Below are 25,660 nucleotides of genomic sequence, written 5' to 3'. Positions count from 1 at the left end.
GTTTAAAGAGGCCAAAGTTAATTGACCTCTTTTTTTTATCATTTTTGTTCTTTCATTTCTCTCTCAAGATGCTTCACAAGTTTTTCACAAAGCATATTCATTTCTTCCGCCATAAACTCATCGCCAGTTGAGTTCAATACACTTTGAGCCATACCACCCAGGCAATCAATATAAAACCTTTTCATTTCATCCACTGGCATTTCTTTTGTCCATAAGTCAATTCTCATCGAGTTTTTTTGCTCATGATCCCAGAGCGATATACTAATGCTTTTGGTTTCTGTCAATTCTTCCCCAGCATCGGTGGCAGACCAATGAATCTTTTCAGGTACATTTTCTTTGTCTAAGTCAATTTCGAAGTTTATGTTCGATTTCTTCATTCTTGCTATTTCTATCTATTATTAAACTAGTTAATTTATTGAGGTAACATGTTTTTAAAGTCCTCATAAGTAGCAGGTGCCAGAGGCGTTATATCGCAACCTAACTCATCTGCTTTTGTATTAATGTCATCTACTCTATCTTCTGGGTTTGGGTGAGTGCTTAAGAATGCAGGTGTTCCATTTGCTTGTCCTTCATCCAGTAGTTTTTGAAAAAATGAATAAGCACCATTGCAAGCGTACGGTGTATTTGCCAGATATTCTACTGACTTTGCGTCAGCTTCTTCTTCAAAGGATCTCGAAAAGCTTAAACCTGCTGCTGTTCCTGCAATTTGACCAGCAATTTGTGCTAGTTGACTAGGGTCTTCACCTGTTATCAATTGAAGTATAAAATTTATTCCGTATTGCCTTTGTATATTTCTGGTAGTATGTCTTAAATCGGAATGAGCAACTTCGTGCCCTAACACACCCATTAAGTCATCTTCTTGGTCTAAATACTTGATTAATCCTGTGTAGACATATAAATATCCACCGGGTGTTGCAAAAGCGTTAAGAACTGAATCATTTTTAATAATATGAATGTCCCAAACAAATTCATCTTGATATTGAACTTCTCCAGAAGTCAAGATGTGATTTAGAAGCTCATTCAGGTAACTGTATGCATCTTCATATTCACTTTCATCCAGAATTGGGAAATCATTCGGATTGTTTTCAATTTCTTCAGCCACTTGAGCTCCTAAATCCACATCCTCTTCAATAGAAGGGAGTAAGAAGTTATCATTTTTTTCTTTGCAAGCACTGACAGTTAATATTACAGCTACAATAGAGATTCCAAGTACTTTACTAAAACCTTTCATATTTAGTCTATTTTCATTTCAGGGATTTCTCCTTCGATTAGAAGCTTGCCTGCAGTTGCTTCTTTAATTTCATCTACTGTTACGCCAGGAGCTCTTTCTAATAATTTGAAGCCTCCACCATTTTGAACCTCCAAAACGGCCAAGTTGGTAACGATCTTCTTTACACATTGCAAACCCGTAATAGGTAAACTACAGTTCTTTAATAGTTTTGACTCACCGCTTCTACTAGTGTGTTGCATCGCTACAATTATATTTTTAGCGGAAGCAACTAAATCCATAGCACCGCCCATTCCCTTCACCATTTTACCCGGAATTTTCCAGTTCGAAATATCCCCATTTTCTGAAACTTCCATGGCTCCTAATATAGTTAAATCAACATGACCACCCCTGATCATAGCAAAGCTCTCAGCTGAATCAAATAAGACAGAACCGTCACGCATTGTAATGGTTTGTTTTCCTGCATTGATGAGGTCTGCATCTACTTCTTCCTCTATTGGGAATTGTCCTATTCCCAGCAGCCCATTTTCAGATTGCAATACCACATCCAATGCATCTGGGATATAATTTGCTACTAGGGTGGGGATACCTATACCCAAATTGATATACATTCCATCTTTAACTTCTTGTGCAATTCTTTTTGCAATTCCAATTTTATCTAGTGACATACCTTAAGATCTTACGGTTCTTTGTTCAATTCTTTTTTCATAATTCTTGCCTTCAAAAATACGTTGGACGTAAATGCCAGGTGTGTGTATTTCATTAGGATCTAGTTTGCCTGCTGGAACCAATTCTTCAACTTCAGCTATGGTGATTTTTCCTGCTGCAGCCATCATAGGATTGAAATTTCTGGCAGTTCCCTTAAAAATTAAATTACCCGCTGTATCACCCTTCCAAGCTTTAACCAATGAAAAATCAGCTACTAAACCTTTTTCTAGTAGATACATTTTACCTTCAAATTCTCGAGTCTCTTTTCCTTCTGCAACTTCAGTTCCAAAGCCAGCGGGAGTATAAAAAGCAGGGATTCCTGCTCCACCAGCTCGTACTCTTTCAGCTAAAGTACCTTGTGGTATTAACTCTACATCTAATTCACCAGACAATAGTTGTCTTTCAAATTCAGCGTTTTCACCAACATAGGAAGAAATCATTTTCTTCACCTGATGAGTTTTTAGTAGTAATCCGATTCCAAAGTCATCAACACCTGCATTGTTTGAAATACAGGTCAGTCCTTTCACCTTAGTATCCAATAATGCCTGAATACTATTTTCTGGAATACCGCACAATCCAAAACCACCCAACATTAGAATTGCATTATCGGGAATGTCTTTTACAGCTTCATTTGCATTTTTAACTACTTTATTAATCATGTTTTTATGTTTAATTAACGTATTTTAGAATACTTTGATTGGTTTATTGCTTTTGAATTCTACTAGTATAATAAAATGAATTTTACATTCATTTGTTTCATGAATTCAATTGACTCCAACCCAACATCTATAATTTAACACCAAGTTAAGTATTTTAATTTTTTCAAATTTATGCATTCAATATTTGTAGCGCTTTTTCCTTATCCTTTTTCAATTGATTACTAAGCTCCTCTTTTGAATCAAATTTAATTTCTTCCCTTAATCGCTTTATGAAGCTCACTTTTATATTTTCCCCGTAAATTTCTTGATCAAAATCAAAGATATTTGCTTCAATTTTCTTGGATTTTCCATTCACAGTAGGTCTAAACCCAATATTAAGCATAGCTTTATATTCCTTACCCTTTATTTGAGTAATTACCGCATAAGCACCATCTGCTGGTACTAATTTGTAGGACTCTGGAATTTGGATATTGGCAGTAGGAAATCCGATGGTTTTGCCAATTTTGTCTCCGCCTACGACCTCTCCATTGATTTCGTAAAATCTCCCTAGAAAATCATGGGCCAACTCTACTTCCCCTACTTCAATTGCATTTCTGATCTTTGTAGAACTTATTCCTACATCATCAATCGTCTGTTTTGAGATTTCTTCAACTTGGAAGCCGTATTGATCTGAATGTTGCTTTAAATGATCGAAACCCCCTTCTCTATCTTTCCCGAATCTATGATCATATCCTATAACCAATCTCTTTGTATGTAATGCAGAAATTATGATTCTTTGAATAAACTGTTCAGATGTCCAATGAGAAAATTCTTTTGTAAAGTTTACTCTAACAATATGATCTAATCCCAATTGCTCTAAGATTTCGGCTTTCTCATCAAATGTGGTCAACAATTTTAGATCATCTTTATTTTTACCCAGTACATATCTGGGATGAGGCCAGAATGTAACTAATGCTGTCTCTCCATTTACCGACTTTGCTAAATCTATAATTCGGCTGATGATTTCCTGATGCCCAAGATGTATTCCATCAAAAGTACCAATGGTCACAACAGCGTTTTTGATACCTTCTAAATTTTCATATCCGTTATGGACGATCATTCGTATCTACTTTATTTTTTTTTACAAAATCATTTAAGTTTTCAGCATCATCAACGGAAAAGTCACCGATTTTTGTTCTTCTTAATGCTGATAAATAGGCACCAACTCCTAGTTTCTGTCCAAAATCATGGGCTAAGCTACGGATATAAGTTCCTTTGGAACAACGGACTTTAAATCTTACCTTACCATTCTCGAAACTTGTAATTTCAAATTCGTCAATAGTGACTATCCTAGAGTTTAATTTAACTTCTTTTCCCTCTCTTGCTAATGAATAAGCTCTTTTTCCATCTTTCTTTACAGCAGAAAAGATAGGAGGGGTTTGATTAATCTCTCCTACAAAATCTAAAGTTGCTGCTTCTAAATCTCCTTTTTTGAGATGCTTTGTTTCACTAATGAACTCAGGTTCAGTTTCTAAATCATAGGAGGGGGTGATATAACCTAATGTGAATTCCCCGGTATAGACTTTTTCCTGTGCTTGGTACTTTTCTATTGATTTGGTCATTTTGCCAGTGCACAGAATCAACAGTCCAGTAGCTAGTGGATCTAAAGTGCCTGCGTGTCCGATTTTTTTAACCTTTAGTGTAAATTTCAATTTCTTCACCACATCAAAAGAGGTCCAATTAAGTGGTTTGTCAATTAAAAGGACCTTCCCTTCGTTATAATTGATTACAGTTTCACTCATATCAATTGGCTTATAATGGCGATAGTTCCAACAATTGCACAGTAGACAGCAAAATAAATTAATTTCCCTTCTTTAACGATTTTGATCATAGCTTTACAAGCAAATAGACCTGCTAAAAATGCCATTAGAAATCCCATAAATAGTACAAACCCACTTGTTTGATTGGCAACAGCTGGTTGTTCAATATAATCTAATACTTTTAAGAATGAGGCTCCTAAAATGGGTACCAGTACCATCAGAAAGGAAAACCTTGCTGCTTTTTCTTTGTTTACACCTATTAATAGGGCTGTTGCTATTGTAGCCCCAGATCGTGATATACCAGGGAGAATAGCCACTGACTGTGCAATTCCAATAATTATTGCTTGCCAATATTTTATAGGGCCACCTGTTTTGTTTTTTACGGTTTGAGTAAAAGCTAACAATATGGCTGTTACTAACAACATACTACCTACCAAAAGAAGGTTTCCGGTAAACAAGCTTTCCACTTGATCTTCAAAAAATATTCCTACTATAGCAATTGGTATCATTGATATAATGATTTTTACAACAAAATCGTAAGAGTCATTCCATTTGAATTTGAAAATATCGTTGATGATGTTGGTAATATCTTTCCTGAAAACAATAATAGTAGACAGGGCAGTAGCAGCATGAACCAAGACTGAGAACAATAAGCTTTCAGATGTGTGCGCATTGAGTAAAACCGCCCCGATTTCCAGGTGACCACTACTGCTAACGGGCAAGAATTCTGATAATCCTTGAATGATTCCAAGAATAATAGCTTCAAGTATTCCCATTCTTACTGCTTAGGCTTCTTTAAAATAGCAAATAATTCTATAATGAAACCAATAAAAACAATTACTGGCCCAAGAGTTAATCCTAAGAAACCAAAGCCGTATTGTTCATTATCTAAGGTCATAATGATAAAACCGATTATTAGAGTTAAAATCCCAGCAATCATGAGGATGTAATTGCTCTTACCGAATGCTAATTTCCTTTTTTCTGACATAAAAGTTGTTTAATATAATTCATCTAAAGACATTGCCATATATTTTTGCATGGCTCTATAGGTACTAAAACTTGCAATACTAATGCTTGTGACTACTAGTCCAGCAAAAATGATTAATAACATCTGTTGATTCTGTAGTTCAGCCAAGCCTTCTAATTTTTGACTTCCGTAGGTCAATAATCCAAAAAGCAAGCTAGCTGCAATCAATGCTGATACTAATCCATGCAATATAGAACGGTAGATAAATGGTTTTCTGATAAAACCTCTTGTGGCCCCAACCAATTGCATGCTCCTAATTAAAAATCTTTGAGAAAATAGTGCTAATTTGATCGTATTGTTTATTAAGATTCCAATTACTATAAAGAGCAAAACAGAAATACTTAATAAGACAATACTGATTTTTGTGATGTTCTCATTTATACTCTGCACCATATTGTTCGTGTAAATTACCTCAAAAACTCCATTTATATTCTCGATACTTTTTTGGACCTCACTCATTTTATCTGATGAGTGAAATTCTGGAGCAATTTTGACTATAAATGCATCTTTCAAGGGATTATCGCCTAAAAACTGCATGAAATCCTCTCCAGTTTCTTCTATAAACTTTTCAGCAGCTTCCTTTTTTGAAATGAACCGTATAGCTTCAATTTTATCTTCATTTAAAATGTATTCTTTTGAAGCCAATGATTTACTTACTCGTAATTGCTGAGGTTCAGAGAGGTTTGATTTTAGATAAACCTGCATCTCTACGTTTTGCTTGATTATTTTTGTCAAGGAGGAAGTTGTAGTAATCAAGAGCGCAAATAATCCGAGAATAAATAAGGCTAAAGTCATACTGAAAATGACACTTATAAAGGGGTAATGCCCTAATTTCTTCTTTTTTCTATATTTCTTTTCCTTGCTCATAATTGAAAGTTCAAAAATAAGAATTTATTTATGCTTAGCTTATTAATTCTCTATAAAAACAAAAAAGGCTTTCCAAATATTTTGAAAAGCCTTGTGTTTATTTACAAGTGAGGATACTATTCTTCCACGATCAGCTGAATTTCCATTTTCAGCATCTCGTCCTGAAGCTCCCTTAATTCCGTGATTTCAGTGGTTTTATCTTTAATGATATACACTTCTTCGTTGTGGCTAAGGAATAATTGTTTTTTGCCTTTATCATTTAATTCAATAATTTGATATGGCATATCTTTGAAGTCACCATATAAGTAAAGCTTTGAATTAAAATATCGATAATGATAATTATCTTGATTTTCTACTGCCTTCAAAAATTCAATTTCCGTTTTATCTACTCTATTATGCGCAACTTCTCTGCTTTCAATTCGATTTAAATCGTCTTCATTTTGATTTGTAAATAGTTGATCGTCTTCATAGGAGATCAGCGCTTGAGGCTGAACAATAGCAGTTACATTACTTTCCTCTTTAATTACATCCTTAGAGTCTTTTGATTTAAGAACATTTGATCCAGAATCACCAACTTTTAATTCAAGATTCTTCGGTGCTTTAAATACTTTCTTTTCCTTCTTTACTTTAGGTAAAGTAGCTAAATACTCAGTATGAAATTCAATTTCTTGACCAGTCTTTAAGTCTATTGGCTTGATACTGTCATCAAAAGAAATTAGTGACCAATATAAAACGCTGCCAAATATTGTTACTCCCGCCACTGTGCCAGCTAGCCATTTGGCACCACCTCCAGCCAATAGGCCAATTTGTGAGGGTAAATCTATTGCCGTCAATCTTGATTTCAATTCCATTTTTCTGGAATTGGAAATCCCCTGTACAATATTTTTTTGCAAATCAAATTCAGCCTTAAGCAGAGGGTCAGATTTGACTTGAGCTTCAAGCATAGCTTTATCAGCAGGGGTAATAGTACCCTCAAAATATGCATCAATTAAGCGAAAATAGTTCGTTTCACTCATAATTTTCAGTCTAAAAAGTCGCTGGCTTGATATCTTGATCGAATTAAATCATCCAGCCTTTTTTTACATTTATATCTTTTTGTTTTAGCCGTATCGCTATTTGCAAGCCCCATTTTTTTTGCTATTTGGTCCATTGAAAGACCATCAAAATAATGATAACTTAAAATTTGCTTGCACGAGTCCCCCAATTCATTTATACATTCATGGATAATTTTAACCATTTCCTGATTTTCCAATTGGTTGTATTCGCTTTCTTCTTTATCACTTTCCTCAAATTTCTTTTTTCTTTCTAATTCCTTTCTCCATAGGTTTTGACAAACACTAAATAGGTAAGTACTGATTTTTGAGGTCAATTCGAAATTGGCATCTATTGCTTTTTGCCAAAAAACAATCAAAGCATCTTGAAAAATATCCAGAGCCTCTTGCTCTGTTCCATTATTTCTCAAAACCATTCTTAACATCATCTTATAATGTTGCTTATAGAGGTAATCTAAAGCGGACTCATCACCTAATTTGATGCGTTGAATTATTTGACTGTCTGTTAATTTCATCTGTTAATACTGCTCAAGTGGATTTGGTAACCCATTGAATTATAATAATACGTAATTTTTTATAAATATTCGAATGTAAAAACGCTTAATTTCTTACAAGTCACCTTTTTTGAAGATGTCGAAAGTTTATTTTTAGCTCCACTTTTGTACAGAATTATTCAGGACAATAAATGTTTGTGTTTCTTTCTTTGGTTTTATCTTGGCTAGTCCAGTGAATCTGCCAAAGGCGGGTAAAATAATTCTATTATCTTCAAAATGAAAGCAGGGGAGACTTAAGTATGATTTCCCTTTTCCTTTAATGCTAATCCCTGGATGAATATGTCCGCAGAAATTTAGTTCTGCATGAGGAAACGAATCAACGTTTATTGGATGGTGGCTTAATAAAAATGGATTTAATTGGTAGGGCTCTTTTTCGATTTTTAGTGCACTTAGTTTGTAATTCGTTTCGCTTAGGATATCATGATTTCCTTTTATCAAAATAAATTCGATCTTAGAATGTAGTGTTAGAAAATCATTGAAGATAGTCCATTCGTGATTCAAATCACTATGAAATAAGTCACCCAAAAAGAATATTCTTTTTGGGCGAAATTTTGAAATGATATTATCTAAACGCCCAATTTCAGCTTCTATGATAGCAGTTGGAACTGCGATACCAGATTTTCTAAAATGGGTTGTTTTTCCAAGATGGAAATCTGCAATAAAAGCAGTGTACTCTTTCGACCAATAGATAATTTTATTTTCAGAAAGCAGTAATTTTTCTCCTGCTATGTTGATTTCCAATTGATTAGTTTACTTTTTTCCAAGTTTGAGTTCTATAGAAAAAGGCTACGTATCCTCTCACCTTTAGTTCATTTCCTTCTTTCCACAATACACAATCATAGGTTTTCCCATCTTTAGGATCCATAATTTCACCTTCGTCATACTCTTTATCATCTGCATCCCATTCCATTCCTCGAATGATTTCCATCCCGATAATTTTCTTGTTTTTCCTGTCTCCAGGGCATACATCACATATAGGATCTTGCTCTTCATCTGGTCCTCTGAATAACTTGGTGATTTTCCCGTAGACCTTACCATCCTTTTCGTATATTTCTACTACACTCTTTTCCTTTCCAGTTTCGTCATCTATCGTTTTCCATTTACCAGTAACATCTGATTGTGCAATTGCGCCAAAACTGATTCCGATTAATAATAGTACTAAACTTAAATTCTTCATTTTTTTTGTTCTATAGTTGCTTTCAAATGTAAAATTAAAATTATAAACTTTCTAATTGTACCTGCATTTTTGCCACTCTTTCTTCCAATGTTTCGGTCGAAAACTTTTCTCTTAATCTATCGACCATTATTGGAAATGCAAATGGAGTGGGTTTAGTGGTTTTTTTATAAATTATTTTTTGCTTATTTATTTTCTTCATGGATTTAATCAATCTTTCCTCTTCTAATTGTTGTTCAATGACTTCTCTATGAGCTTGTAGAAGTAATAGATTATCAGGTTCATATTCTGTAAAAACATCGAATAATATAGATGAAGATGCTTGGATGTGTTTTTCCTTTATATTTTTACCAGGGAATCCTTTAAATATCATACCTGAAATGGAGGCAATATCCCTGAATTTCCTTTTGGCCATTTCCGTTTCATTAATTCCTGATAGTATATCATCATGTAAATTTTTCAATGAAAATAAATCTAATGAAAGCATTTCTTCAAAATCAAATTCTTCATCTGTTAATAATTCAAAGCCATAGTCATTCATGGCAATTGAAAAGCTAATAGGCTGTGAAATACTGATTCTATACGCGATCAATCCTGCTAATACTTCATGAATAAAGCGACCTTCAAAAGGGAAAATGAAGATATGAAAGCCCTCATTTGAAATTACTGATTCTATTAGCAATTCATCTTGTTTTGGGATGATAGAAAGTTTCTTTTGACGATCTATTATGGGTTGGATTGTTTTTAATTCGATTTCATCCAGTTGATTTAGTCTCAGTTTTTCTAATTTCTGTTTTATATGAAATGATAATTGCGAACTGAGTGGCATCCTTCCGCCCATCCACTGGGGAATAAGACCTGTTTTCTTTTTGCTCCTCTTTACCTGTACGGACATATCTTTTAATCGCACATATTCCAAGGCTTTACCAGAAAACCAAAATACGTCACCGGGTTTCAACTTGCTAATAAAGTATTCTTCAATAGTTCCTAAATGTCCGCCTTTTATATATTTTACATTTAAAACTTGGTCGCCTACAATGGTTCCAATTGACAATCGATGTCTCATGGCAATTCTTTTGTTAATTACTTTAATGATACCATCTTCAGTGATAGTTTTATGGTACTCATCATAAGCGGATAGGCTTTCTCCTCCCGTTTTCAAAAATGTTAACAGCCAATCCCATTCCATTTGATTTATTTTTTTGTAGGAATGAGTATTTTTGATTTGTCTGTAAAGTTCATCTGGTTCGAATCCATCACCTACCGCTAGCGTAACCATAAATTGAAGTAGCACATCCAATGCCATTTGAACAGGAATCCTTGCCTCAAAATCTTTTTGCTGAATAGCTGTTCTTAAAGCAGATCCTTCAATTAATTCTAGAGAATGAGTTGGAAGGAAGTAGATCTTACTGATTTCACCAGGCCTATGTCCGCTTCTACCAGCTCTTTGAGCGAATCTAGCTACTCCTTTTGGACCGCCTACTTGAATGATTGTATCAACAGGTCTAAAATCAACACCTAAATCTAAACTTGATGTACAAACAACTACTTTTACCAGTCCGCTATGTAATGCTTCTTCTACCCAAGTTCTAATATTATTATTTAAAGATCCGTGATGCATAGCAATGGCACCAGCAAGTTCGGGTGCCTTATTTAATAATTGCTGGTACCAAATTTCAGTTTGGGAACGTGTGTTGGTGAAAATTAATGTTGTCTTATTTTGATTGATAATGGGTAAAACTTTATCAATTAGCTTTATGCCTAAATGCCCAGCCCAAGGATATTTTTCAACTTCATCTGGAAGAATAGACTCAATTTTAATTTCTTTGTCAAAATTGGCGCTGATGAAGATCCCTTGCTTATCATTCCCGCCTAGTAGTACTTCTTGAGCTTCATGAAGATTTCCTATAGTAGCAGAAATGCCCCATATTTTTAAAGAATTGTTGCTAAGTTTCTTGAAGGACGATAGCGCTAATTCTACTTGAGTTCCCCTTTTGCTTCCTAATAATTCATGCCACTCGTCAACGACCACTGCTTCCAAGTTTTTGAAGTATTCAGTAGCCTTTTTTTGGCTGAGTAGTAAATGCAGACTTTCAGGGGTAGTAATTAGACAATCCGGGGGAGTTTTCTTCTGTCTTTGACGATCCTTTGTGGGAGTGTCACCCGTTCTAATTTCAATTTTCCAGTCAAAACCAAAATCATGAGCTGCTGCTTGCATGGCAGACTGGATATCTTTTGATAAAGCTCTTAAGGGGAGGACCCATAAAAACTTCAAGCCTTTTTGTGGCTTTTCATCTAACTTTGATATTAAAAAAGCAATCCAAAGGGCATAGGTCTTTCCACTGCCTGTAGGAGCATTTAATAGACCTGAACGACCTGATAAGTAATTCTCCCAAGTCTCTATTTGAAAAGGAAAGGGTCTCCATTTTTTCTTTTGAAACCAATTTACACCTGCTTTAATACGCTTATCCATACTTTTGCAGAAGTTCTTGCAGGTCTGTTAATTTGTTGGCTTCATTTATGGGTTTATCTTTTCTCCATCTTTTTATTCTAGGAAACCGAAGCGCTATTCCTGATTTATGTCGATTAGATTCTTGTATTCCTTCAAATGCAATCTCAAAAACTAGTTCAGGTTTAACAGTACGAACAGGCCCAAATTTTTCTTTTGTATTTTTCTTCACAAAGGCATCTACTTTTTTCATTTCTGCATCGGTTAATCCAGAATAAGCTTTTGCGAATGGTACCAATTCATCTTCATCCCAGACAGCAAAGGTGTAGTCAGAATATAGATCAGCTCTTCTACCGTGGCCCTTTTGAGCATAAATCATGATTCCGTCAATTGTGAGAGGGGCAATTTTCCACTTCCACCAATTACCTCTCTTTCTTCCTGATTCATAAAGAGAGTCTTTCTTTTTAAGCATTAAGCCTTCCGTTTTTAGCCTTCTAGATTTTTTTCGAATTTCAATTAGCTCGGTCCAATCAGAAAATTTGATCGATTGTGAAGGAATCAATACTGGATCCTTTGCTTCCTTAATCAAATTTTTTAAAAGTTGACTTCTGTTCTCTAACGAATTACTTCGAATATCTTTTCCGTCATATTCTATTAGGTCATAGCAAATGAATGCAACTGGAGCTTTCTTTAGAAGATTTTTAGTAATATTTTTTCTCCCTATTCTTGTTTGAAGCAATGCAAAGGAGAGGGGCTCTCCATTTTCAAAGGCAGTTATTTCACCGTCCAGAACTATCCCATTCGGCAGATGTTTTGCCATTGCCTCGAGTTCTGGAAATTTATCAGTGACGAGCTCTTCCCCTCGACTCCAAATAAAGACTTCATCATTTCTTTTTATTATTTGCCCTCTGATGCCATCCCACTTCCATTCGGCCTGCCATTCTAAAGGATTTAGATTTATTTGGATTTCAGCTGTGGTTATAGGGTGAGCCAAATAGAATGGGTAGGGGCGTGAAGCGAGATCATTATTACTTTCCTCTAGAATAAGGTCATGGAAGGTGAAATTTTCAGGGGACCATTTACCCATCAATCGATGGGCAACTATTGATTGATCTATTTCGAAAGTCTGGCTTAAAGCCTTGGTCATTAGATTTTGTGACACCCCAACTCTCCATCCCCCCGTAATGATTTTGGTGAAAACGAAGCGTTCCTGTGAGTCTAATTCCTCATAAATTAAATGTAGCCTAGCTTTCTTCTCGTTATTATTCTTGTTTTTTAATTCGATTAAAGTATCGATGTAGTGTGACAGAGGTTTATCGATTTGATGCTCAAAAGATTCTTTTAAAGCCATTAATAATGCAATGGTTTCAGCTAAATCACCAACCACATGATACGATTCTTGAAACAGCCATTCAGGGATTCCTACCCATTCGATAACCCAGTCTTTCAAAAGGCTGGTGGTTACTGCTCGTTGGGGTTTTCTATCAGTGAATAATGCTAATGTCCAGATTTTGTCTTTATCATCAGCAGATAGAAAATAGTTTTTCAAAGCATTCACCTTTTCACTGGTCTTAGTACTTTGGTCTAAAGAAGTTATGAGTTGCGCAAATTCTTTCAAGGCATAAGCTTTAAGAATTCTATAACAGCACTAAATTTATAATGTTATTACAATTTTTCTTTTCTTATAAATATGCAAGCAATTTTCTGTGCATTACCTTGTTCATCGGACACCGGCATGCAATGAGCCACAACCGGGATTTCATGACCTTGCTTATTTATTAAGGTAGCAGATTTGCTCATAGACATATTATCAGTAATACTATTCCAAGTTTTTTTCCAATCTTGGTCTTCTTCATCCAGAAAGAGTTTCTTTCTATCCATACCTGATAAATCGTCCGTATCCCACCCGGTTTGTAATTCTAATTGACTGTTTATTTCTATGATTTTACCAGATTTATCAAATTCAGCTACCATTGTTGAAATACTGACTGCTTGATTAAAAGCTCCCATTTCACGACTTTGCCTTTCCATTTCTTCTTGTGTAGCTTCTAACTCCTCAGCATTTTGACGCATCTCTTCTTCTTGGGCCTGTAGTTGTTCTGCTTTTAACTGAGACTCCTCTAACAATCTTTTAGTTTCCATGGATACTTGTAGGCCCTGAATTGTGGAAGCAATACTTTCTCCTACTTTCTCTATAAATTCTTTATGATGATCTTTATAAGACCTGAAAGAAGCTAGTTCAATAATTCCAAATACCTCTTCATTTAATTTCATAGGACTGATTAGGATATGCGTTGGTGAAGATTCACCTAATCCAGAACGAATAGAAACATAATTTTCGGGTATTTCAGATAAATAGATATGCTCTTTTTCCAAGTAGCATTGTCCCACTAAACCTTGACCAGGAGCTAATTCTTTTTCAACGAATTTTTGTCTTTGATATGCATAAGCTCCTTTCAGAATGATTTTAATGTTTTGCTCATCTTCCTTATTTACAGTGAAGAGGGAGCCTTGAATGGAATCAGTATATTCAACTAACTCTGAAATTAGCCTAGCGGAAAGGTTTTCAATATTCTCATTATTTTTTCTTAAAATATCGCCAAATTTGGCTACTCCTTCATTGAACCAAACTCTTCTCTTATCTTCGTCAGCGACATTTTGCAGCTCATTTCTCATTTCTGCAAGAGATTGTCCTAAATCACCTTGATTCTCAAAAACTGTGATATTCGTATTGAAATCACCTTTCCCTACTTCGTCTGCAAATCTTGTTATTCCTTTTAGGTTTGTAGTTAATTCATTAATAGCTCTTATAATAGAATTTAATTCATCTTCAGATTCTTCCATCTCTTTAGGCAGGTTACCCTGAGACAGTTCTCTAATATTAACCTTTACGTATTTAACTCTTAGTAATACAGAACGAATTATATAAAGTGCGATCGCAGTACTAATGATAAATGCAATAATAAATTCTATGCTAAGTAATAGTGGGATGTTACGTTCAGCCTGTTCAATACTTTGGATAGATTGTTTTTCCGACTTTGCTAATTCCTCCTTAATAGAAGTAGTAAGAAAAGTCAAATGTATAATATCATCTATAAGTTCTTCACTATTGAGCTTTTCAAAACTTAAATCATCTACAGCTTCTTTTTGCTTGCTTTTGATCTTGGGTAAATGAGCATTCAATTCTTCAGTGAAGGTTACAACATCTTGATTCCCAAATTCTCTTACTAAACTGTCTAATTCATCTACTTTGGGGTAAATATTGTTGAACCACCGGTTTTCAATATCATTTTTAAAGAGATCATCCTCTGTACTGATATACCTAAAGGAAAGGATTGTAGTCAAATCTACTAATTGTTGAACTTCGGAAGCCAGCGTACTACTGTTTTTATTTAGTGCTATTAATTCTTTTCCTTTCGTAATTTGCTTATTCCATGAGTAATTACTGCTGATTAGCATGATGATCGCAAAGGCACCCATTAATAAAAACCCAATAGTAATTCTACCTTGTAAAGTTTTAAAATCTATCCGAATATATTTTTTAATTGAGAATTTTCTCTTTTGCTTGCTGTCTTGAGAATTGTTGTCTGCCATTAGGGTTGTATTTGTAATACCGAAAAAAGTATTAGCAAAATATAAATGATTTACTATAAATACAATAAAAGATTAGTGAATTGGGAGTAGAAAATAGTTTTAAGTTAGTTATAAAAAAAAAGGTCAGTTGGAGAAACAACTAACCTTTTCTATATTTTTAAAAACTGATCTTATTTTTCAGCTTTGATTACTTCACTTTTTTCAACTACTACTTCCTTTACTTCTTTCTTAATTTCAGCAGTACTATGGTCTTTAACCGAAATATGAGGAGCAATTACTAAAGCAACAATTGACATTAATTTGATCAAAATATTCATAGATGGTCCTGAAGTATCTTTGAAAGGATCACCTACTGTGTCCCCAGTAACTGAAGCCTTATGAGGCTCAGATCCTTTATACTCCATTTTACCATTGATTTCCACACCTTTTTCAAAGGATTTTTTGGCATTATCCCATGCACCTCCGGCATTGTTCTGGAAAATACCCATCAAAACACCGGATACCGTAACCCCGGCCAATAAACCACCTAAAATTTCAGCAGAAGAAGTTTCAGCGAAAACTCCTTTTAACCCGAATCCAACTAATAAAGGAGTGATCAAAGCAATAGCTCCAGGTAAAATCATTTCTCTGATGGAAGCCTTAGTTGAAATATCCACACATTTTTCATATTCAGGTTTGGTTGTACCCTCCATAATGCCTGGCATTTCTTTGAATTGTCTTCTTACTTCCTGCACCATATCCATAGCTGCCCTACCTACCGCTGCAATTGCTAAAGAAGAGAAGATAAATGGAATCATACCACCTACAAATAATGCTGCTAATACAGGTGCTTTATAAATATCAATGGAGTCAATTCCAGAAATTCCCACGAAAGCAGCAAATAGTGCTAGCGCTGTTAAGGCAGCAGATGCGATAGCAAATCCTTTACCAGTAGCAGCAGTAGTGTTCCCTACAGCATCTAAATTATCTGTTCTGTCTCTAACCTCTTCCGGTAAGCCACTCATTTCAGCAATACCTCCTGCATTGTCAGCAATAGGTCCGAAGGCATCAATTGCTAATTGCATGGCTGTAGTTGCCATCATTCCAGCAGCAGCAATAGCCACACCATAGAGACCTGCGAAAGAATAGGAAACTACAATACCAGTTGCCAAAACTAAAATAGGTAAAACGGTAGATTGCATACCTACTGCTAAACCACCAATGATATTGGTTGCAGCACCAGTGCTGGATTGCTTTACAATCGATAATACAGGTTTCCTGCCCATAGCTGTATAATATTCAGTAATGATACTCATTAAGGCTCCAACTATTAAACCAGTAAAGATTGCCCAGAAAACATCCATGCTACTAAATTCATAGCCTCTTATCATCAAAGTTTCTGGAAGCATATAATCAACCAAGAAAAAGGAAGCAACGACAGTCAAAACAATTGAAGACCAGTTTCCCCAGTTCAATGCTTTTTGAACACTATCGTTTTCATTTTTAACTCTTACGAATAAAGTACCTATAATAGAAAATACAAGACCTAATCCTGCGATAATCATAGGAAGTAGGATAGGGGCTATGCCTCCAAATTGATCTTCAGAAATGATTTCTCTACCCAATACCATTGAGGCTAAAATGGTAGCTACATACGAACCAAATAAATCAGCGCCCATACCGGCAACATCACCAACATTATCACCAACGTTGTCAGCAATTGTAGCAGGGTTTCTCGGATCATCTTCTGGAATACCAGCTTCCACTTTACCAACTAAATCAGCTCCTACATCGGCAGCTTTTGTATAAATTCCACCACCAACACGTGCAAAAAGTGCAATGGATTCAGCTCCTAGAGAGAAACCAGCTAACACTTCCAATGCTTTCTCCATTTCTAAGCCGTTTACATCACCGCCTGTTTGGATAACGTACATATTATATAGGAAAATAAATAAAATCCCCATTCCAAATACTGCAAGACCTGCAACACCGAGTCCCATAACAGTACCGCCAGAAAAAGATACCTTCAATGCTTTTGATAAACTAGTTTTTGCAGCTTGAGTAGTTCTTACATTCGCTTTAGTTGCGATGTTCATTCCTACATACCCTGCAAATGCTGAAAATACGGCACCAATTACGAATGAAATTGCGATTACAGGGGAAGAGGTTTCAACTAGTGTTCCTGAGTATGCCAACAATATACCGGCAATAATTACAAAGTAGAACATCACTTTCCATTCAGCCCTTAAAAATGCCATAGCTCCTTTTGCTATGTAGCCAGCTAATTCCGTCATCCTTTCATCTCCAGCATCTTGCTTCGATACCCAAGCGGATTTGATAGCCATAACAATCAGTCCCACAATCCCGAGAATCGGGACAATCCAGATAATATTGCTCATAAGATTTTTTTATTTTTTAAAACCCTGCAAATATAGAGGGATGATTGGGAAATGGAAATATTTAATAAAAGAAAAAATATTGACTGGCTTATTTGACTGATTGCAATAGTTCTATTAGATTTTTCCCTGTGAGAATGGGAATGGGTATTTCGTTGAAGTTGAAAAACTAAAAGTTAGGACAGTGTATAGCTACAAATTGAGTTGTGAATTGTAAAATACCTTATAGAGAAAAAGTTACCAATTTTAATGAAACAGAAGGCTGGAAAATCCCTTTCCGTTGCAGAAAGGGATTTCTAATTTTCTAAAAAGGTTCAAATTATTGCGCCTTCCAAACAACCTCCTTATGGTCGTTTCCTGCTTGAAGTACTATCCTTGTTGGCTGAGGGGCTAAGGCTAAAGTGACTTTAGCACTTGCAAAATCATCAGCCTCAACCAATACACCATGTCCAGGAGCTACATCAATTGAATCTCCGTCCACAATGTATTCATCAGCTAAATAGGCTATTGGAAGCAGTACATCGTTATCAGGACAGAATTCATCATGAACTTCGGCTAATGCTTCTTCCAAGTACTCACCGTAATTTTCAATAAAATCGTCCTCCATATCATGAAGTTCTTCTTCAATTTTGTCATAGTCTTTATCGGCATAGGTCAATTTGCTTAACGCAATTTTTGCTTTTACCAATGCTGTCAAATCCTTGTCTAACTTTTTAATATCTATCATGCTTAAGTGCTATTATTTTCTGAGCGTAAAATTCTTTAGATTGCCAATAACTTCCAAGTAAATAGAAGACTATTTAGGAATAGTTTCATATTTATTTCAATTACTGTGTAAAAAACATAATTTTGAACTGTAAATAATTATGCAATCGATTTAAACTACTATGGAACAGGATTTTTTGCCAATAAATGGCACCGATTACATCGAATTTTATGTTGGAAATGCAAAGCAGTCCGCTATGTATTACCAAACGGCTTTTGGATTTGAGCTTAAGGCCTATGCAGGTCCGGAAACCGGCATTAAGGATAGAGCATCGTATATGTTGCAACAGGGGAAAATTCGATTGGTTTTGACTTCTTCTTTAGCCCCTGATACGGAGGTAGCTCAGCATGTGAACCTGCATGGGGATGGAGTGAAAGTATTAGCGCTGTGGGTGGACGATGCAGAATTGTCTTATAATGAAACAACCAAAAGAGGTGCAAAACCACATACTGCACCAAAAACAATAAAAGATGAACATGGCGAAGTAACGGTAGCTTCTATCCATACCTATGGAGATACTATTCATACTTTTGTAAATAGACATGATTATAATGGCGTTTTCCTGCCGGGCTTCGTAGAAAAAACAAGCGAATTACCAGTGAAGCCTATTGGTTTGAAATATGTAGACCATTGTGTAGGTAATGTTGGCTGGGGAGAGATGAATACCTGGGTTGATTTTTACAGAGATGTGATGGGATTCAATCTGTTGATTACATTTGACGATAAAGATATTGCTACCGATTATACTGCATTAATGTCGAAAGTAGTTTCCAATGGAAATGGTTTCATAAAATTCCCAATAAATGAACCGGCTGAAGGCAAAAAGAAATCTCAAATCGAGGAATATATAGATTTTTACAAAGGAGCAGGAGTTCAGCATATTGCGATCGCTACAGATGACATAATTGATACAGTGTCTGAAATGAGAAGAAGAGGAGTGGAGTTTTTAAGAGTGCCAGACACTTATTATGAAGATTTGTGGCAGAGAGTAGGTAAAATTGAAGAAGATATTGAGCCTATAAGAGAGAATAATATATTGGTAGATCGAGATGATGAAGGATACCTACTTCAGATTTTCACTAAACCAGTTCAGGATAGACCGACCGTTTTCTATGAAATCATTCAAAGGAAAGGTGCAAAATCCTTCGGTAAAGGAAACTTTAAAGCCTTGTTTGAAGCTATTGAAAGAGAGCAAGAATTGAGAGGTAATTTGTAAAACAATTAGATTAATAAATTTATCTGGTTGTGTATAGTGTTTTAAAACCATAGAATGACAATTCTATGGTTTTTTGCTTTTTAGGCACTTTTCGATTCATAAATATTTTTTACTATTTGATAATTCAGTAATTTAAGCATTCTAATCCCTTTTGATTTTTTGGATTAGGAAAATAGACTTTTGCAAATCAGATTTTAGAATTTAAAATATAGGAACCAAAAATGACAAGTCAGGAAAAAGCCCAGCAGTGGTTAGATAGTAAATCTGTAGATGAAGCCACCAAAAAAGAAATTAAAGCCCTACAAGAAAATAATAAGGAAGAATTTGAAGAGTCTTTTTATAAAGATTTAGAATTTGGGACGGGTGGCTTAAGGGGAATTATGGGGGTTGGCAGTAACCGCATGAATAAATATACCCTGGGAATGGCAACTCAAGGATTAAGTAATTATCTAAACAAAACTTTCACCGAGCAAGGAGTTTCGGTTGCTATTGCTCATGACTGTCGAAATAATGCTGAAGAATTTGCCAAAGTTGTAGCGGATGTTTTTACAGCAAATAATATTAAAGTTTTTTTCTTTGAAAGCTTACGTCCAACCCCTGAATTATCCTTTGCAATTCGTCACTTGGGTTGTAAAAGTGGGGTGGTACTGACTGCTTCTCATAATCCGAAAGAGTATAATGGCTATAAGGCGTATTGGACTGATGGTGCACAAATGGTAGCTCCGCATGACTTGAATGTAATGAATGAGGTTCAATCTATCTCATCCATCGATGATGTTTATTTTGATGGTAAGGAAGCACTCATTGAAACCATAGGTAATGATATAGATGAAGCTTACCTTGAGGAAATAAAGAAAATCTCTCTTTTCCCCAATGCCTCTGAAGAAGACAAATCTATTAATATCGTTTTTTCTTCTATTCATGGTACGGGAATTACTTTAGTGCCGAAAGCTTTAGAAATGTTTGGTTTTAAGAATGTACATCTGGTAGAGGAACAGTCGGAGCCCAATGGGAATTTTCCAACGGTAGTCTATCCGAATCCCGAGGAAAAGGAGGCTATGTCCATGGCTTTGCAAAAGGGTAAGAAAGTAGATGCTGACATTGTAATGGCTACAGATCCTGATGCTGATAGAGTCGGCACAGCGATCAAAAATGGAGAAAATGAATTTGCATTATTAAATGGAAATCAGACCGGCTCTATGCTTATTCACTATTTGTTAAGTAGATGGAATGATTTAAGCAAGTTGGATGGTAATCAATTCATTGTAAAAACAATTGTAACTACCGAGCTTTTCAAAAATATTGCAAATGCCTACAAGGTGGAATGTTTCGATACTTTAACCGGGTTTAAAAACATTGCAGCAGTCATCAGGGAATTAGAGGGCAAGAAAACTTTTATTGGTGGAGGAGAAGAAAGTTATGGATATATGATCAGCGATTATGTTCGTGATAAGGATGCTATTGCTTCAGTGGTGATGATTGCAGAAATGACTGCATATGTGAAATCTCAAGGCAAAACTCTCTATGATTACTTGATCGAAATGTACACGAAGTTTGGTTTCTATCGTGAGGATTTAGTTTCGATTACTAAAAAGGGAAAATCAGGAAGCGAGGAAATTAAGGCCATGATGACTCGATTTAGAGAGAAACCTCCTCAAAGCCTGGCTGGTACCAAAGTTGTTGAAGTGCGAGATTACCAGAAATCGACCATTTTGAATATGGAAAGTGGAAAGAAAAGCAAATTGGATTTTCCGTCTTCTAATGTTTTACAATTTTTCTTAGAGGATGGGAGTAAAATATCCGCCAGACCTTCCGGTACAGAGCCTAAGATTAAATTTTATGTGAGTGTAAAGGGGAAATTAAATAGCAAGGAAACCTACGAGGAGGATTTTGCAGAATTGGGTAATATCATTAAGGCTTATTTGGATGATTTGGATTTGTAGGATTATTGAAACTAAGTTTAAATAAGACAAGATTCCTGTCTTCACAGGACTGACGCTACGATTGTAATTCTAATGATAAAAATTACCTTAATCTACTGATTTGATTCTGTGCGTCATTCCCACGCAAGTGGGAATCTATCAAATTTAATCTTTGATTAAAATATCTTTCTGCTCATTAATTTCTTCCTATAGAATAATAACCAATAAATGAAAATAGGCTTAATATCCGATACTCATAGCTTTTGGGATGAAACTATTCCCCAATATTTCAAAGAATGCGATGAAATATGGCATGCAGGCGATATAGGTGAATCTGGACAGATCATGGAGCAACTAAATAAAATTGCTCCATCTATTGCTGTCTATGGAAATATCGATACACCTGAATTTCAAAGAACCTATCCAGAGAATTTATTTATTGAGAGGGAAGGAGTAAAAATATTTATAACCCACATTGGAGGGAAGCCGCCATCTTATAATCCACGAGTCAGGAAATTAATTCAATCGGAAAAGCCTGATGTTTTTATTTGTGGGCATTCGCACATATTGAGGGCAATGCCAGATAAGAAGCATAATAATTTACTCTATCTTAATCCGGGTGCTGCAGGAAATCAAGGCTTTCATAAAATTAGGACGATGATGAGGTTTAAAATTAATAATGGGAAAATTGAAAAGTTGGAGGTGATAGAGTTGGGAAAGAGGGGGGGTATTTAGATGAATAAGTATTGAAATAAGTCATTGCACTACTATTGCGAGTTGTAATTCTGATCGTGGTATAAAAATCAGTTAGCTCAAATAATCCAAAGGAACAAAAAAAGGGAAACCATGCGGATTCCCTTTTCAATAGCCTCTAAGCTAAAATAATCTATTCTTCTGAACTTCCGTCTTCAGTATCTTCTTGAAGTCCTTCAATTAATTCTTGATCTCCACCACCTTCTTGACCTTCAGAACTTCCTTCACCTTCTGTTGGAGGTAATAATCCTTCTTCTTGTCCAGCTCCTTCCATTCCTGGTAGTATAGTTTCGTCCTGGGCCTTTTCTATGTTAGGACTTGTAAAGCCCGTATCAACAGTCGTTGTTTTAATAACAAATGAAGAAGCCAAAGCTAATACCACTAAGCTAATTGCTAAAACCCATGTGATTTTTTCTAAAATATCACCAGTTCTCTTAACTCCAACAACTTGACTTGCTCCTGAACCTCCGAATTGACTGGATAATCCACCGCCTTTAGAATTTTGAGCCAATACTACCAATACCAACAAAATGGCCACTAAAATGATTAAAGTAATTAATAATGTTAACATGTATTTATGATTCTTTTTTTAACTCATCTATAATTTCGACAAAGTACGTCTTTTTTTGTGGAAATTTCCAAATTAATTTCTTGTAAATATCAATTGCTTTTTGCTTTCTCCCTTGTTTTATCATCAATTTCGCCAAAGTTTCCGAAACTACATCGTCCGAAAGATTGGTGCTATTAGCCGAAAGGTCTTCAGCTTCCTGTTTATTTGATTGATTATCAGGGTCTAATCTTTTGGTTAAAACGGGCTCTTTTTCAATGAAGCTATTGATAATGTCCAGTTGTTCCTTTTTATGAGCATCACTAATTTTTAATTCTTTTCTTGAGGTTATTTCCTCAATTATGTCATGCTCATCTTTCTTCGGTTTCTTTGAGGTTTTTTTAGATTTTGAAACTGGGACTTTTGTAGTAGTGGTTTTTGTCTTTGTTGTTGTCGCCTTTTTAGAACTTGGCTGTTTTTTGGCACTACTTGTTTTCTTGGTTGTGGCTGCTTTGGGCTTTTGTGTGGTTGCTTTTTTGGCAGAAGTGGGTTTAGGAGATGCAGCTTTCTTAGTTGTTGTTTTGGAGCTGGTTTTTTTTGTGGTAGCCGTTTTTGATTTTGTAGCTGTTGTCTTCTTACTTTCGAATTTTTCTAAAGTTTTTTGATATTTCTCTTTTTCCTCCTTCAGTGCTTCCATATCCTTAAATAATTCTTCGAAAAAAGAATCAGGTAAATGAGAAGAATCTGTTATTGCGGAAGACTCAATTATAGGTTTGCTAACATATTCAGTTTTTTGTTCAACTTTTTTTCTATCTACTGAAGGAGATTCAATGACTTTATTTTTCGCTATTCGCACTTCATTTTCCTGCCGATAGGTATTTTCTACCGGCTCGACTTTTTTTACAGCCTGGATATAGTCCTTGGTTAAAATTTCTTTTAGGTGTTTTCGATCCAGGGCATAAATCGCAGAAGTTTGAAGCTGTTTTTTCTCTGTTTCAGGAGAATATTTTTTAGAACCTAGTGTTATTAAGGGGGATAAGGCTTGAAAATAAGGGAACTCTTTCTTCAGATTAGCCAAATCTCTGAAGTCATTTTCTTCTAATTTTTCTGGTTGATTAATGAGGGTTGTAAGCCTTTGTTTGTCCACTTGGTTCTATTTTAAAGAATTAAAGTTACAAAATTTTACCAATTTGCTACTGATGCATTAAATATATCTAAAATAATCTGATCGGTAATGGTTTCTATCAATTGATCTTCCACAGCCGTTAAGGTGTTCGCAGTAGCATCAAAATCATCATAGAATTTAAAGGACTTATTTTCGAAATTGAATACTTCATCTTTAGTGTTGACGTAACTCACTTTCACTGTGATCTCTAATCTTTGCGCACCAGCGGCATCTTGCAATTCAGGATTTCCTGAGGCTGTTACTGCAATTGGCCGTACGGTATAACCAGTAATAGACCCTTCTAGTTGTAAATCCCCATTTGAGTCAACAAGCTCCAAGCTCGTGTTTTGTTGATAATAGTCCCTAATTTTTTCAGTAAAGGTTTGCTGTAAATTTGGAGGGCCATTTCCTGAATCATTGTAAAAATATTGGATAGATATTGTTTTAATGTCCGGTGAAATTGAAGCTCCCGTAAAACTGTAAACGCCACAGCTACTGGTGAATATTGCCAAAAATAAAAATGTAAATATACTTTTAAAGGTCATATTGCTTTATTTTTCTGTATAATGTCCTCTCTGATATGCCCAAATCCCGTGCCGCATATTTTCTTTTGTTCTGATTTTTGGAAAGTGCCCTTTCGATCATCTCTTTTTCTTTTTTTTCAAGAGATAAAGATTCTTCTTCGATTTCATGCTCTGCGTCTTGGTAATCTTGTAAATCAAAATGCTCACTGTCTTCGTCCTCCTCTTTTCTGCTATCCAGTAAAAATGGTGTTCTTATCCCCTCAGCATTTTCTTTGAACTCATTTTGCTTTACTTCAAATAGATCCTCGTTGTCTTTCAGAATCTCTTCTCCGTAGTTTTCATTTTTCAAAACGTTATGAACTAGCTTTTTTAGCTCTTCCACATCATTTCGCATGTCAAAGAGAATCTTATATAAAATGTCTCTTTCAGAAAAATTATCTTTACTGCCTCCGGTACCGTCTTGACTTTTATACAGAGCCGGCATCATATTCCCCTCTTGTGGTAAATACTTTAGGAGAATATCTTTATCTACCTCTCGCTCCATTTCTAATAGGGAAATTTGTTCAGCAATGTTTTTTAATTGTCGAATATTTCCAGGATAACGGTAAGCCATTAATGCTTGCTTAGCATCAGCCGTCAATTTTATGGCATTAACATGGTGTTTTTCAGCAAAATCTGAGGTGAATTTCCTAAAGAGTAGTTCTATATCCTCACCTCTGTCCCTCAAAGGTGGTACAAAAATCGGAACAGTATTTAATCTATAATACAAATCTTCCCTAAACTTCCCTTTTTCAACTGCTTGAATAAGGTTCACGTTGGTTGCAGCGACAACCCGAACGTCAGTCTTCATCACTTTAGATGAACCTACCCTAATGTACTCTCCATTTTCCAATACTCTTAGTAGTCGCGACTGTGTGGAAAGTGGCATTTCGCCAATTTCATCTAAAAATATGGTACCTCCATCAGTTACTTCGAAATATCCCTTTCTAGTATCATAAGCACCAGTGAAAGACCCTTTTTCGTGTCCGAAGAGCTCTGAATCAATGGTTCCTTCTGGGATAGCTCCACAGTTCACGGCTATAAACTGACCATGCTTCCGTGCGCTTAATTGATGAATAATTTTGGAGAATGATTCCTTACCAACTCCGCTTTCTCCGGTAATGAGCACGGTCATATCCGTAGGAGCTACTTGCATGGCTACTTTTATGGCAAAGTTTAAATGATCGGAGTTACCGATTATGCCGAATCTATTTTTGATAGTCTGTATATCCAAAGTAATAT

At 35.4% G+C, this 25,660-nt stretch carries 25 protein-coding genes; 3 read left to right on the top strand and 22 right to left on the bottom strand.

The window, feature by feature from the left end; all coding sequences use genetic code 11:
- Positions 1–38: 38 nt before the first annotated feature.
- The 18 genes from gldC to AAC601_RS13580 all read right to left on the bottom strand — a co-directional run bounded on the left by gldC (position 39) and on the right by AAC601_RS13580 (position 18,213).
- Entirely contained in the window at positions 39–377 is a 339-nt protein-coding gene (gldC, locus tag AAC601_RS13665; protein ID WP_303269638.1) for a gliding motility protein GldC, read from the bottom strand.
- A 35-nt stretch (positions 378–412) separates the two neighbouring features.
- The gene (locus AAC601_RS13660; RefSeq protein WP_340153567.1) at positions 413–1,231 is read right to left on the bottom strand and encodes a M48 family metalloprotease; all 819 of its coding nucleotides are present in this window, start codon (positions 1,229–1,231) and stop codon (positions 413–415) included.
- 2 nt (positions 1,232–1,233) lie between these two features.
- Positions 1,234–1,896 carry a 3-oxoacid CoA-transferase subunit B gene (locus AAC601_RS13655; protein WP_303269635.1) on the bottom strand — a complete coding sequence of 221 codons (663 nt, stop codon included), beginning with the start codon at positions 1,894–1,896 and terminating at the stop codon, positions 1,234–1,236.
- 3 nt (positions 1,897–1,899) lie between these two features.
- Positions 1,900–2,595, bottom strand: coding sequence for a CoA transferase subunit A (locus tag AAC601_RS13650; protein WP_303269633.1), 696 nt, complete (start codon positions 2,593–2,595; stop codon positions 1,900–1,902).
- A gap of 169 nt (positions 2,596–2,764) precedes the next feature.
- Positions 2,765–3,694 (bottom strand): bifunctional riboflavin kinase/FAD synthetase, encoded by a 930-nt coding sequence (locus tag AAC601_RS13645; protein WP_340153566.1) that lies wholly within the window; start codon positions 3,692–3,694, stop codon positions 2,765–2,767.
- A complete protein-coding gene (truB, locus tag AAC601_RS13640; RefSeq protein ID WP_340153565.1) occupies positions 3,681–4,376 on the bottom strand; it encodes a tRNA pseudouridine(55) synthase TruB in 696 nt (231 codons plus the stop codon). Before truB ends, AAC601_RS13645 begins: the two co-directional genes overlap by 14 nt.
- A complete protein-coding gene (locus AAC601_RS13635) occupies positions 4,373–5,170 on the bottom strand; it encodes an undecaprenyl-diphosphate phosphatase (RefSeq protein ID WP_340153564.1) in 798 nt (265 codons plus the stop codon). The genes truB and AAC601_RS13635 overlap by 4 nt, the downstream gene beginning before the upstream one ends.
- A gap of 2 nt (positions 5,171–5,172) precedes the next feature.
- The gene (locus tag AAC601_RS13630) at positions 5,173–5,382 is read right to left on the bottom strand and encodes a DUF3098 domain-containing protein (protein ID WP_303269625.1); all 210 of its coding nucleotides are present in this window, start codon (positions 5,380–5,382) and stop codon (positions 5,173–5,175) included.
- A gap of 9 nt (positions 5,383–5,391) precedes the next feature.
- The gene (locus AAC601_RS13625; RefSeq protein ID WP_340153563.1) at positions 5,392–6,288 is read right to left on the bottom strand and encodes an ABC transporter permease; all 897 of its coding nucleotides are present in this window, start codon (positions 6,286–6,288) and stop codon (positions 5,392–5,394) included.
- 116 nt (positions 6,289–6,404) lie between these two features.
- Complete coding sequence (locus AAC601_RS13620) at positions 6,405–7,304, bottom strand: hypothetical protein (RefSeq protein WP_303269621.1); 900 nt, start codon at positions 7,302–7,304, stop codon at positions 6,405–6,407.
- Positions 7,305–7,309: 5 nt separating this feature from the next.
- On the bottom strand, positions 7,310–7,855 hold the full coding sequence (locus AAC601_RS13615; RefSeq protein ID WP_340153562.1) for a sigma-70 family RNA polymerase sigma factor: 546 nt from the start codon (positions 7,853–7,855) through the stop codon (positions 7,310–7,312).
- 132 nt (positions 7,856–7,987) lie between these two features.
- Positions 7,988–8,635 (bottom strand): ligase-associated DNA damage response endonuclease PdeM, encoded by a 648-nt coding sequence (gene pdeM / locus AAC601_RS13610; protein WP_340153561.1) that lies wholly within the window; start codon positions 8,633–8,635, stop codon positions 7,988–7,990.
- 4 nt (positions 8,636–8,639) lie between these two features.
- Positions 8,640–9,071 (bottom strand): DUF2147 domain-containing protein, encoded by a 432-nt coding sequence (locus AAC601_RS13605; protein ID WP_340153560.1) that lies wholly within the window; start codon positions 9,069–9,071, stop codon positions 8,640–8,642.
- A 40-nt stretch (positions 9,072–9,111) separates the two neighbouring features.
- Positions 9,112–11,541, bottom strand: a complete 2,430-nt coding sequence (locus AAC601_RS13600) for a ligase-associated DNA damage response DEXH box helicase (protein ID WP_340153559.1) — start codon at positions 11,539–11,541, stop codon at positions 9,112–9,114.
- Complete coding sequence (locus AAC601_RS13595; protein WP_340153558.1) at positions 11,534–13,135, bottom strand: ATP-dependent DNA ligase; 1,602 nt, start codon at positions 13,133–13,135, stop codon at positions 11,534–11,536. The genes AAC601_RS13600 and AAC601_RS13595 overlap by 8 nt, the downstream gene beginning before the upstream one ends.
- A gap of 47 nt (positions 13,136–13,182) precedes the next feature.
- Positions 13,183–15,111, bottom strand: a complete 1,929-nt coding sequence (locus tag AAC601_RS13590) for a GAF domain-containing protein (protein WP_340153557.1) — start codon at positions 15,109–15,111, stop codon at positions 13,183–13,185.
- 170 nt (positions 15,112–15,281) lie between these two features.
- Entirely contained in the window at positions 15,282–17,489 is a 2,208-nt protein-coding gene (locus tag AAC601_RS13585) for a sodium-translocating pyrophosphatase (RefSeq protein ID WP_303269608.1), read from the bottom strand.
- A 316-nt stretch (positions 17,490–17,805) separates the two neighbouring features.
- Positions 17,806–18,213, bottom strand: coding sequence for a hypothetical protein (locus AAC601_RS13580; protein WP_303269606.1), 408 nt, complete (start codon positions 18,211–18,213; stop codon positions 17,806–17,808).
- 160 nt (positions 18,214–18,373) lie between these two features.
- Between AAC601_RS13580 and hppD the strand changes: the two genes are divergently transcribed.
- The 3 genes from hppD (at position 18,374) to AAC601_RS13565 (ending at position 22,125) form a co-directional block, all read left to right on the top strand.
- On the top strand, positions 18,374–19,468 hold the full coding sequence (hppD, locus tag AAC601_RS13575; protein WP_340153556.1) for a 4-hydroxyphenylpyruvate dioxygenase: 1,095 nt from the start codon (positions 18,374–18,376) through the stop codon (positions 19,466–19,468).
- A 221-nt stretch (positions 19,469–19,689) separates the two neighbouring features.
- Positions 19,690–21,411, top strand: coding sequence for a phospho-sugar mutase (locus tag AAC601_RS13570; protein ID WP_340153555.1), 1,722 nt, complete (start codon positions 19,690–19,692; stop codon positions 21,409–21,411).
- 207 nt (positions 21,412–21,618) lie between these two features.
- Positions 21,619–22,125 carry a metallophosphoesterase family protein gene (locus AAC601_RS13565; protein WP_340153554.1) on the top strand — a complete coding sequence of 169 codons (507 nt, stop codon included), beginning with the start codon at positions 21,619–21,621 and terminating at the stop codon, positions 22,123–22,125.
- Positions 22,126–22,276: 151 nt separating this feature from the next.
- On the opposite strand, the gene secG is transcribed toward AAC601_RS13565, so the two are convergent.
- The 4 genes from secG to AAC601_RS13545 are packed head-to-tail and all read right to left on the bottom strand — an operon-like array spanning position 22,277 to position 25,652.
- Complete coding sequence (secG, locus tag AAC601_RS13560) at positions 22,277–22,714, bottom strand: preprotein translocase subunit SecG (RefSeq protein WP_340153553.1); 438 nt, start codon at positions 22,712–22,714, stop codon at positions 22,277–22,279.
- A 4-nt stretch (positions 22,715–22,718) separates the two neighbouring features.
- On the bottom strand, positions 22,719–23,837 hold the full coding sequence (locus AAC601_RS13555; RefSeq protein WP_340153552.1) for a tetratricopeptide repeat protein: 1,119 nt from the start codon (positions 23,835–23,837) through the stop codon (positions 22,719–22,721).
- 35 nt (positions 23,838–23,872) lie between these two features.
- Positions 23,873–24,400, bottom strand: coding sequence for an LptE family protein (locus AAC601_RS13550; RefSeq protein ID WP_340153551.1), 528 nt, complete (start codon positions 24,398–24,400; stop codon positions 23,873–23,875).
- Positions 24,390–25,652, bottom strand: a complete 1,263-nt coding sequence (locus AAC601_RS13545; protein ID WP_340153550.1) for a sigma-54 dependent transcriptional regulator — start codon at positions 25,650–25,652, stop codon at positions 24,390–24,392. The genes AAC601_RS13550 and AAC601_RS13545 overlap by 11 nt, the downstream gene beginning before the upstream one ends.
- Positions 25,653–25,660 lie beyond the last annotated feature (8 nt).

The sequence above is a fragment of the uncultured Marivirga sp. genome (assembly GCF_963974845.1).
In the GTDB taxonomy this organism is placed as follows: Bacteria; Bacteroidota; Bacteroidia; order Cytophagales; family Cyclobacteriaceae; genus Marivirga; species Marivirga harenae.
This window is presented reverse-complemented; position numbering and strand designations above follow the sequence as displayed.

Coding starts and splice junctions, on each gene's coding strand:
- gldC (WP_303269638.1), bottom strand. CDS start 377: ATGAAGAAATCGAACATAAACTTCGAAATTGACTTAGACAAAGAAAAT.
- AAC601_RS13660 (WP_340153567.1), bottom strand. CDS start 1,231: ATGAAAGGTTTTAGTAAAGTACTTGGAATCTCTATTGTAGCTGTAATA.
- AAC601_RS13655 (WP_303269635.1), bottom strand. CDS start 1,896: ATGTCACTAGATAAAATTGGAATTGCAAAAAGAATTGCACAAGAAGTT.
- AAC601_RS13650 (WP_303269633.1), bottom strand. CDS start 2,595: ATGATTAATAAAGTAGTTAAAAATGCAAATGAAGCTGTAAAAGACATT.
- AAC601_RS13645 (WP_340153566.1), bottom strand. CDS start 3,694: ATGATCGTCCATAACGGATATGAAAATTTAGAAGGTATCAAAAACGCT.
- truB (WP_340153565.1), bottom strand. CDS start 4,376: ATGAGTGAAACTGTAATCAATTATAACGAAGGGAAGGTCCTTTTAATT.
- AAC601_RS13635 (WP_340153564.1), bottom strand. CDS start 5,170: ATGGGAATACTTGAAGCTATTATTCTTGGAATCATTCAAGGATTATCA.
- AAC601_RS13630 (WP_303269625.1), bottom strand. CDS start 5,382: ATGTCAGAAAAAAGGAAATTAGCATTCGGTAAGAGCAATTACATCCTC.
- AAC601_RS13625 (WP_340153563.1), bottom strand. CDS start 6,288: ATGAGCAAGGAAAAGAAATATAGAAAAAAGAAGAAATTAGGGCATTAC.
- AAC601_RS13620 (WP_303269621.1), bottom strand. CDS start 7,304: ATGAGTGAAACGAACTATTTTCGCTTAATTGATGCATATTTTGAGGGT.
- AAC601_RS13615 (WP_340153562.1), bottom strand. CDS start 7,855: ATGAAATTAACAGACAGTCAAATAATTCAACGCATCAAATTAGGTGAT.
- AAC601_RS13605 (WP_340153560.1), bottom strand. CDS start 9,071: ATGAAGAATTTAAGTTTAGTACTATTATTAATCGGAATCAGTTTTGGC.
- AAC601_RS13600 (WP_340153559.1), bottom strand. CDS start 11,541: ATGGATAAGCGTATTAAAGCAGGTGTAAATTGGTTTCAAAAGAAAAAA.
- AAC601_RS13590 (WP_340153557.1), bottom strand. CDS start 15,111: ATGGCAGACAACAATTCTCAAGACAGCAAGCAAAAGAGAAAATTCTCA.
- AAC601_RS13585 (WP_303269608.1), bottom strand. CDS start 17,489: ATGAGCAATATTATCTGGATTGTCCCGATTCTCGGGATTGTGGGACTG.
- AAC601_RS13580 (WP_303269606.1), bottom strand. CDS start 18,213: ATGATAGATATTAAAAAGTTAGACAAGGATTTGACAGCATTGGTAAAA.
- hppD (WP_340153556.1), top strand. CDS start 18,374: ATGGAACAGGATTTTTTGCCAATAAATGGCACCGATTACATCGAATTT.
- AAC601_RS13570 (WP_340153555.1), top strand. CDS start 19,690: ATGACAAGTCAGGAAAAAGCCCAGCAGTGGTTAGATAGTAAATCTGTA.
- AAC601_RS13565 (WP_340153554.1), top strand. CDS start 21,619: ATGAAAATAGGCTTAATATCCGATACTCATAGCTTTTGGGATGAAACT.
- secG (WP_340153553.1), bottom strand. CDS start 22,714: ATGTTAACATTATTAATTACTTTAATCATTTTAGTGGCCATTTTGTTG.
- AAC601_RS13550 (WP_340153551.1), bottom strand. CDS start 24,400: ATGACCTTTAAAAGTATATTTACATTTTTATTTTTGGCAATATTCACC.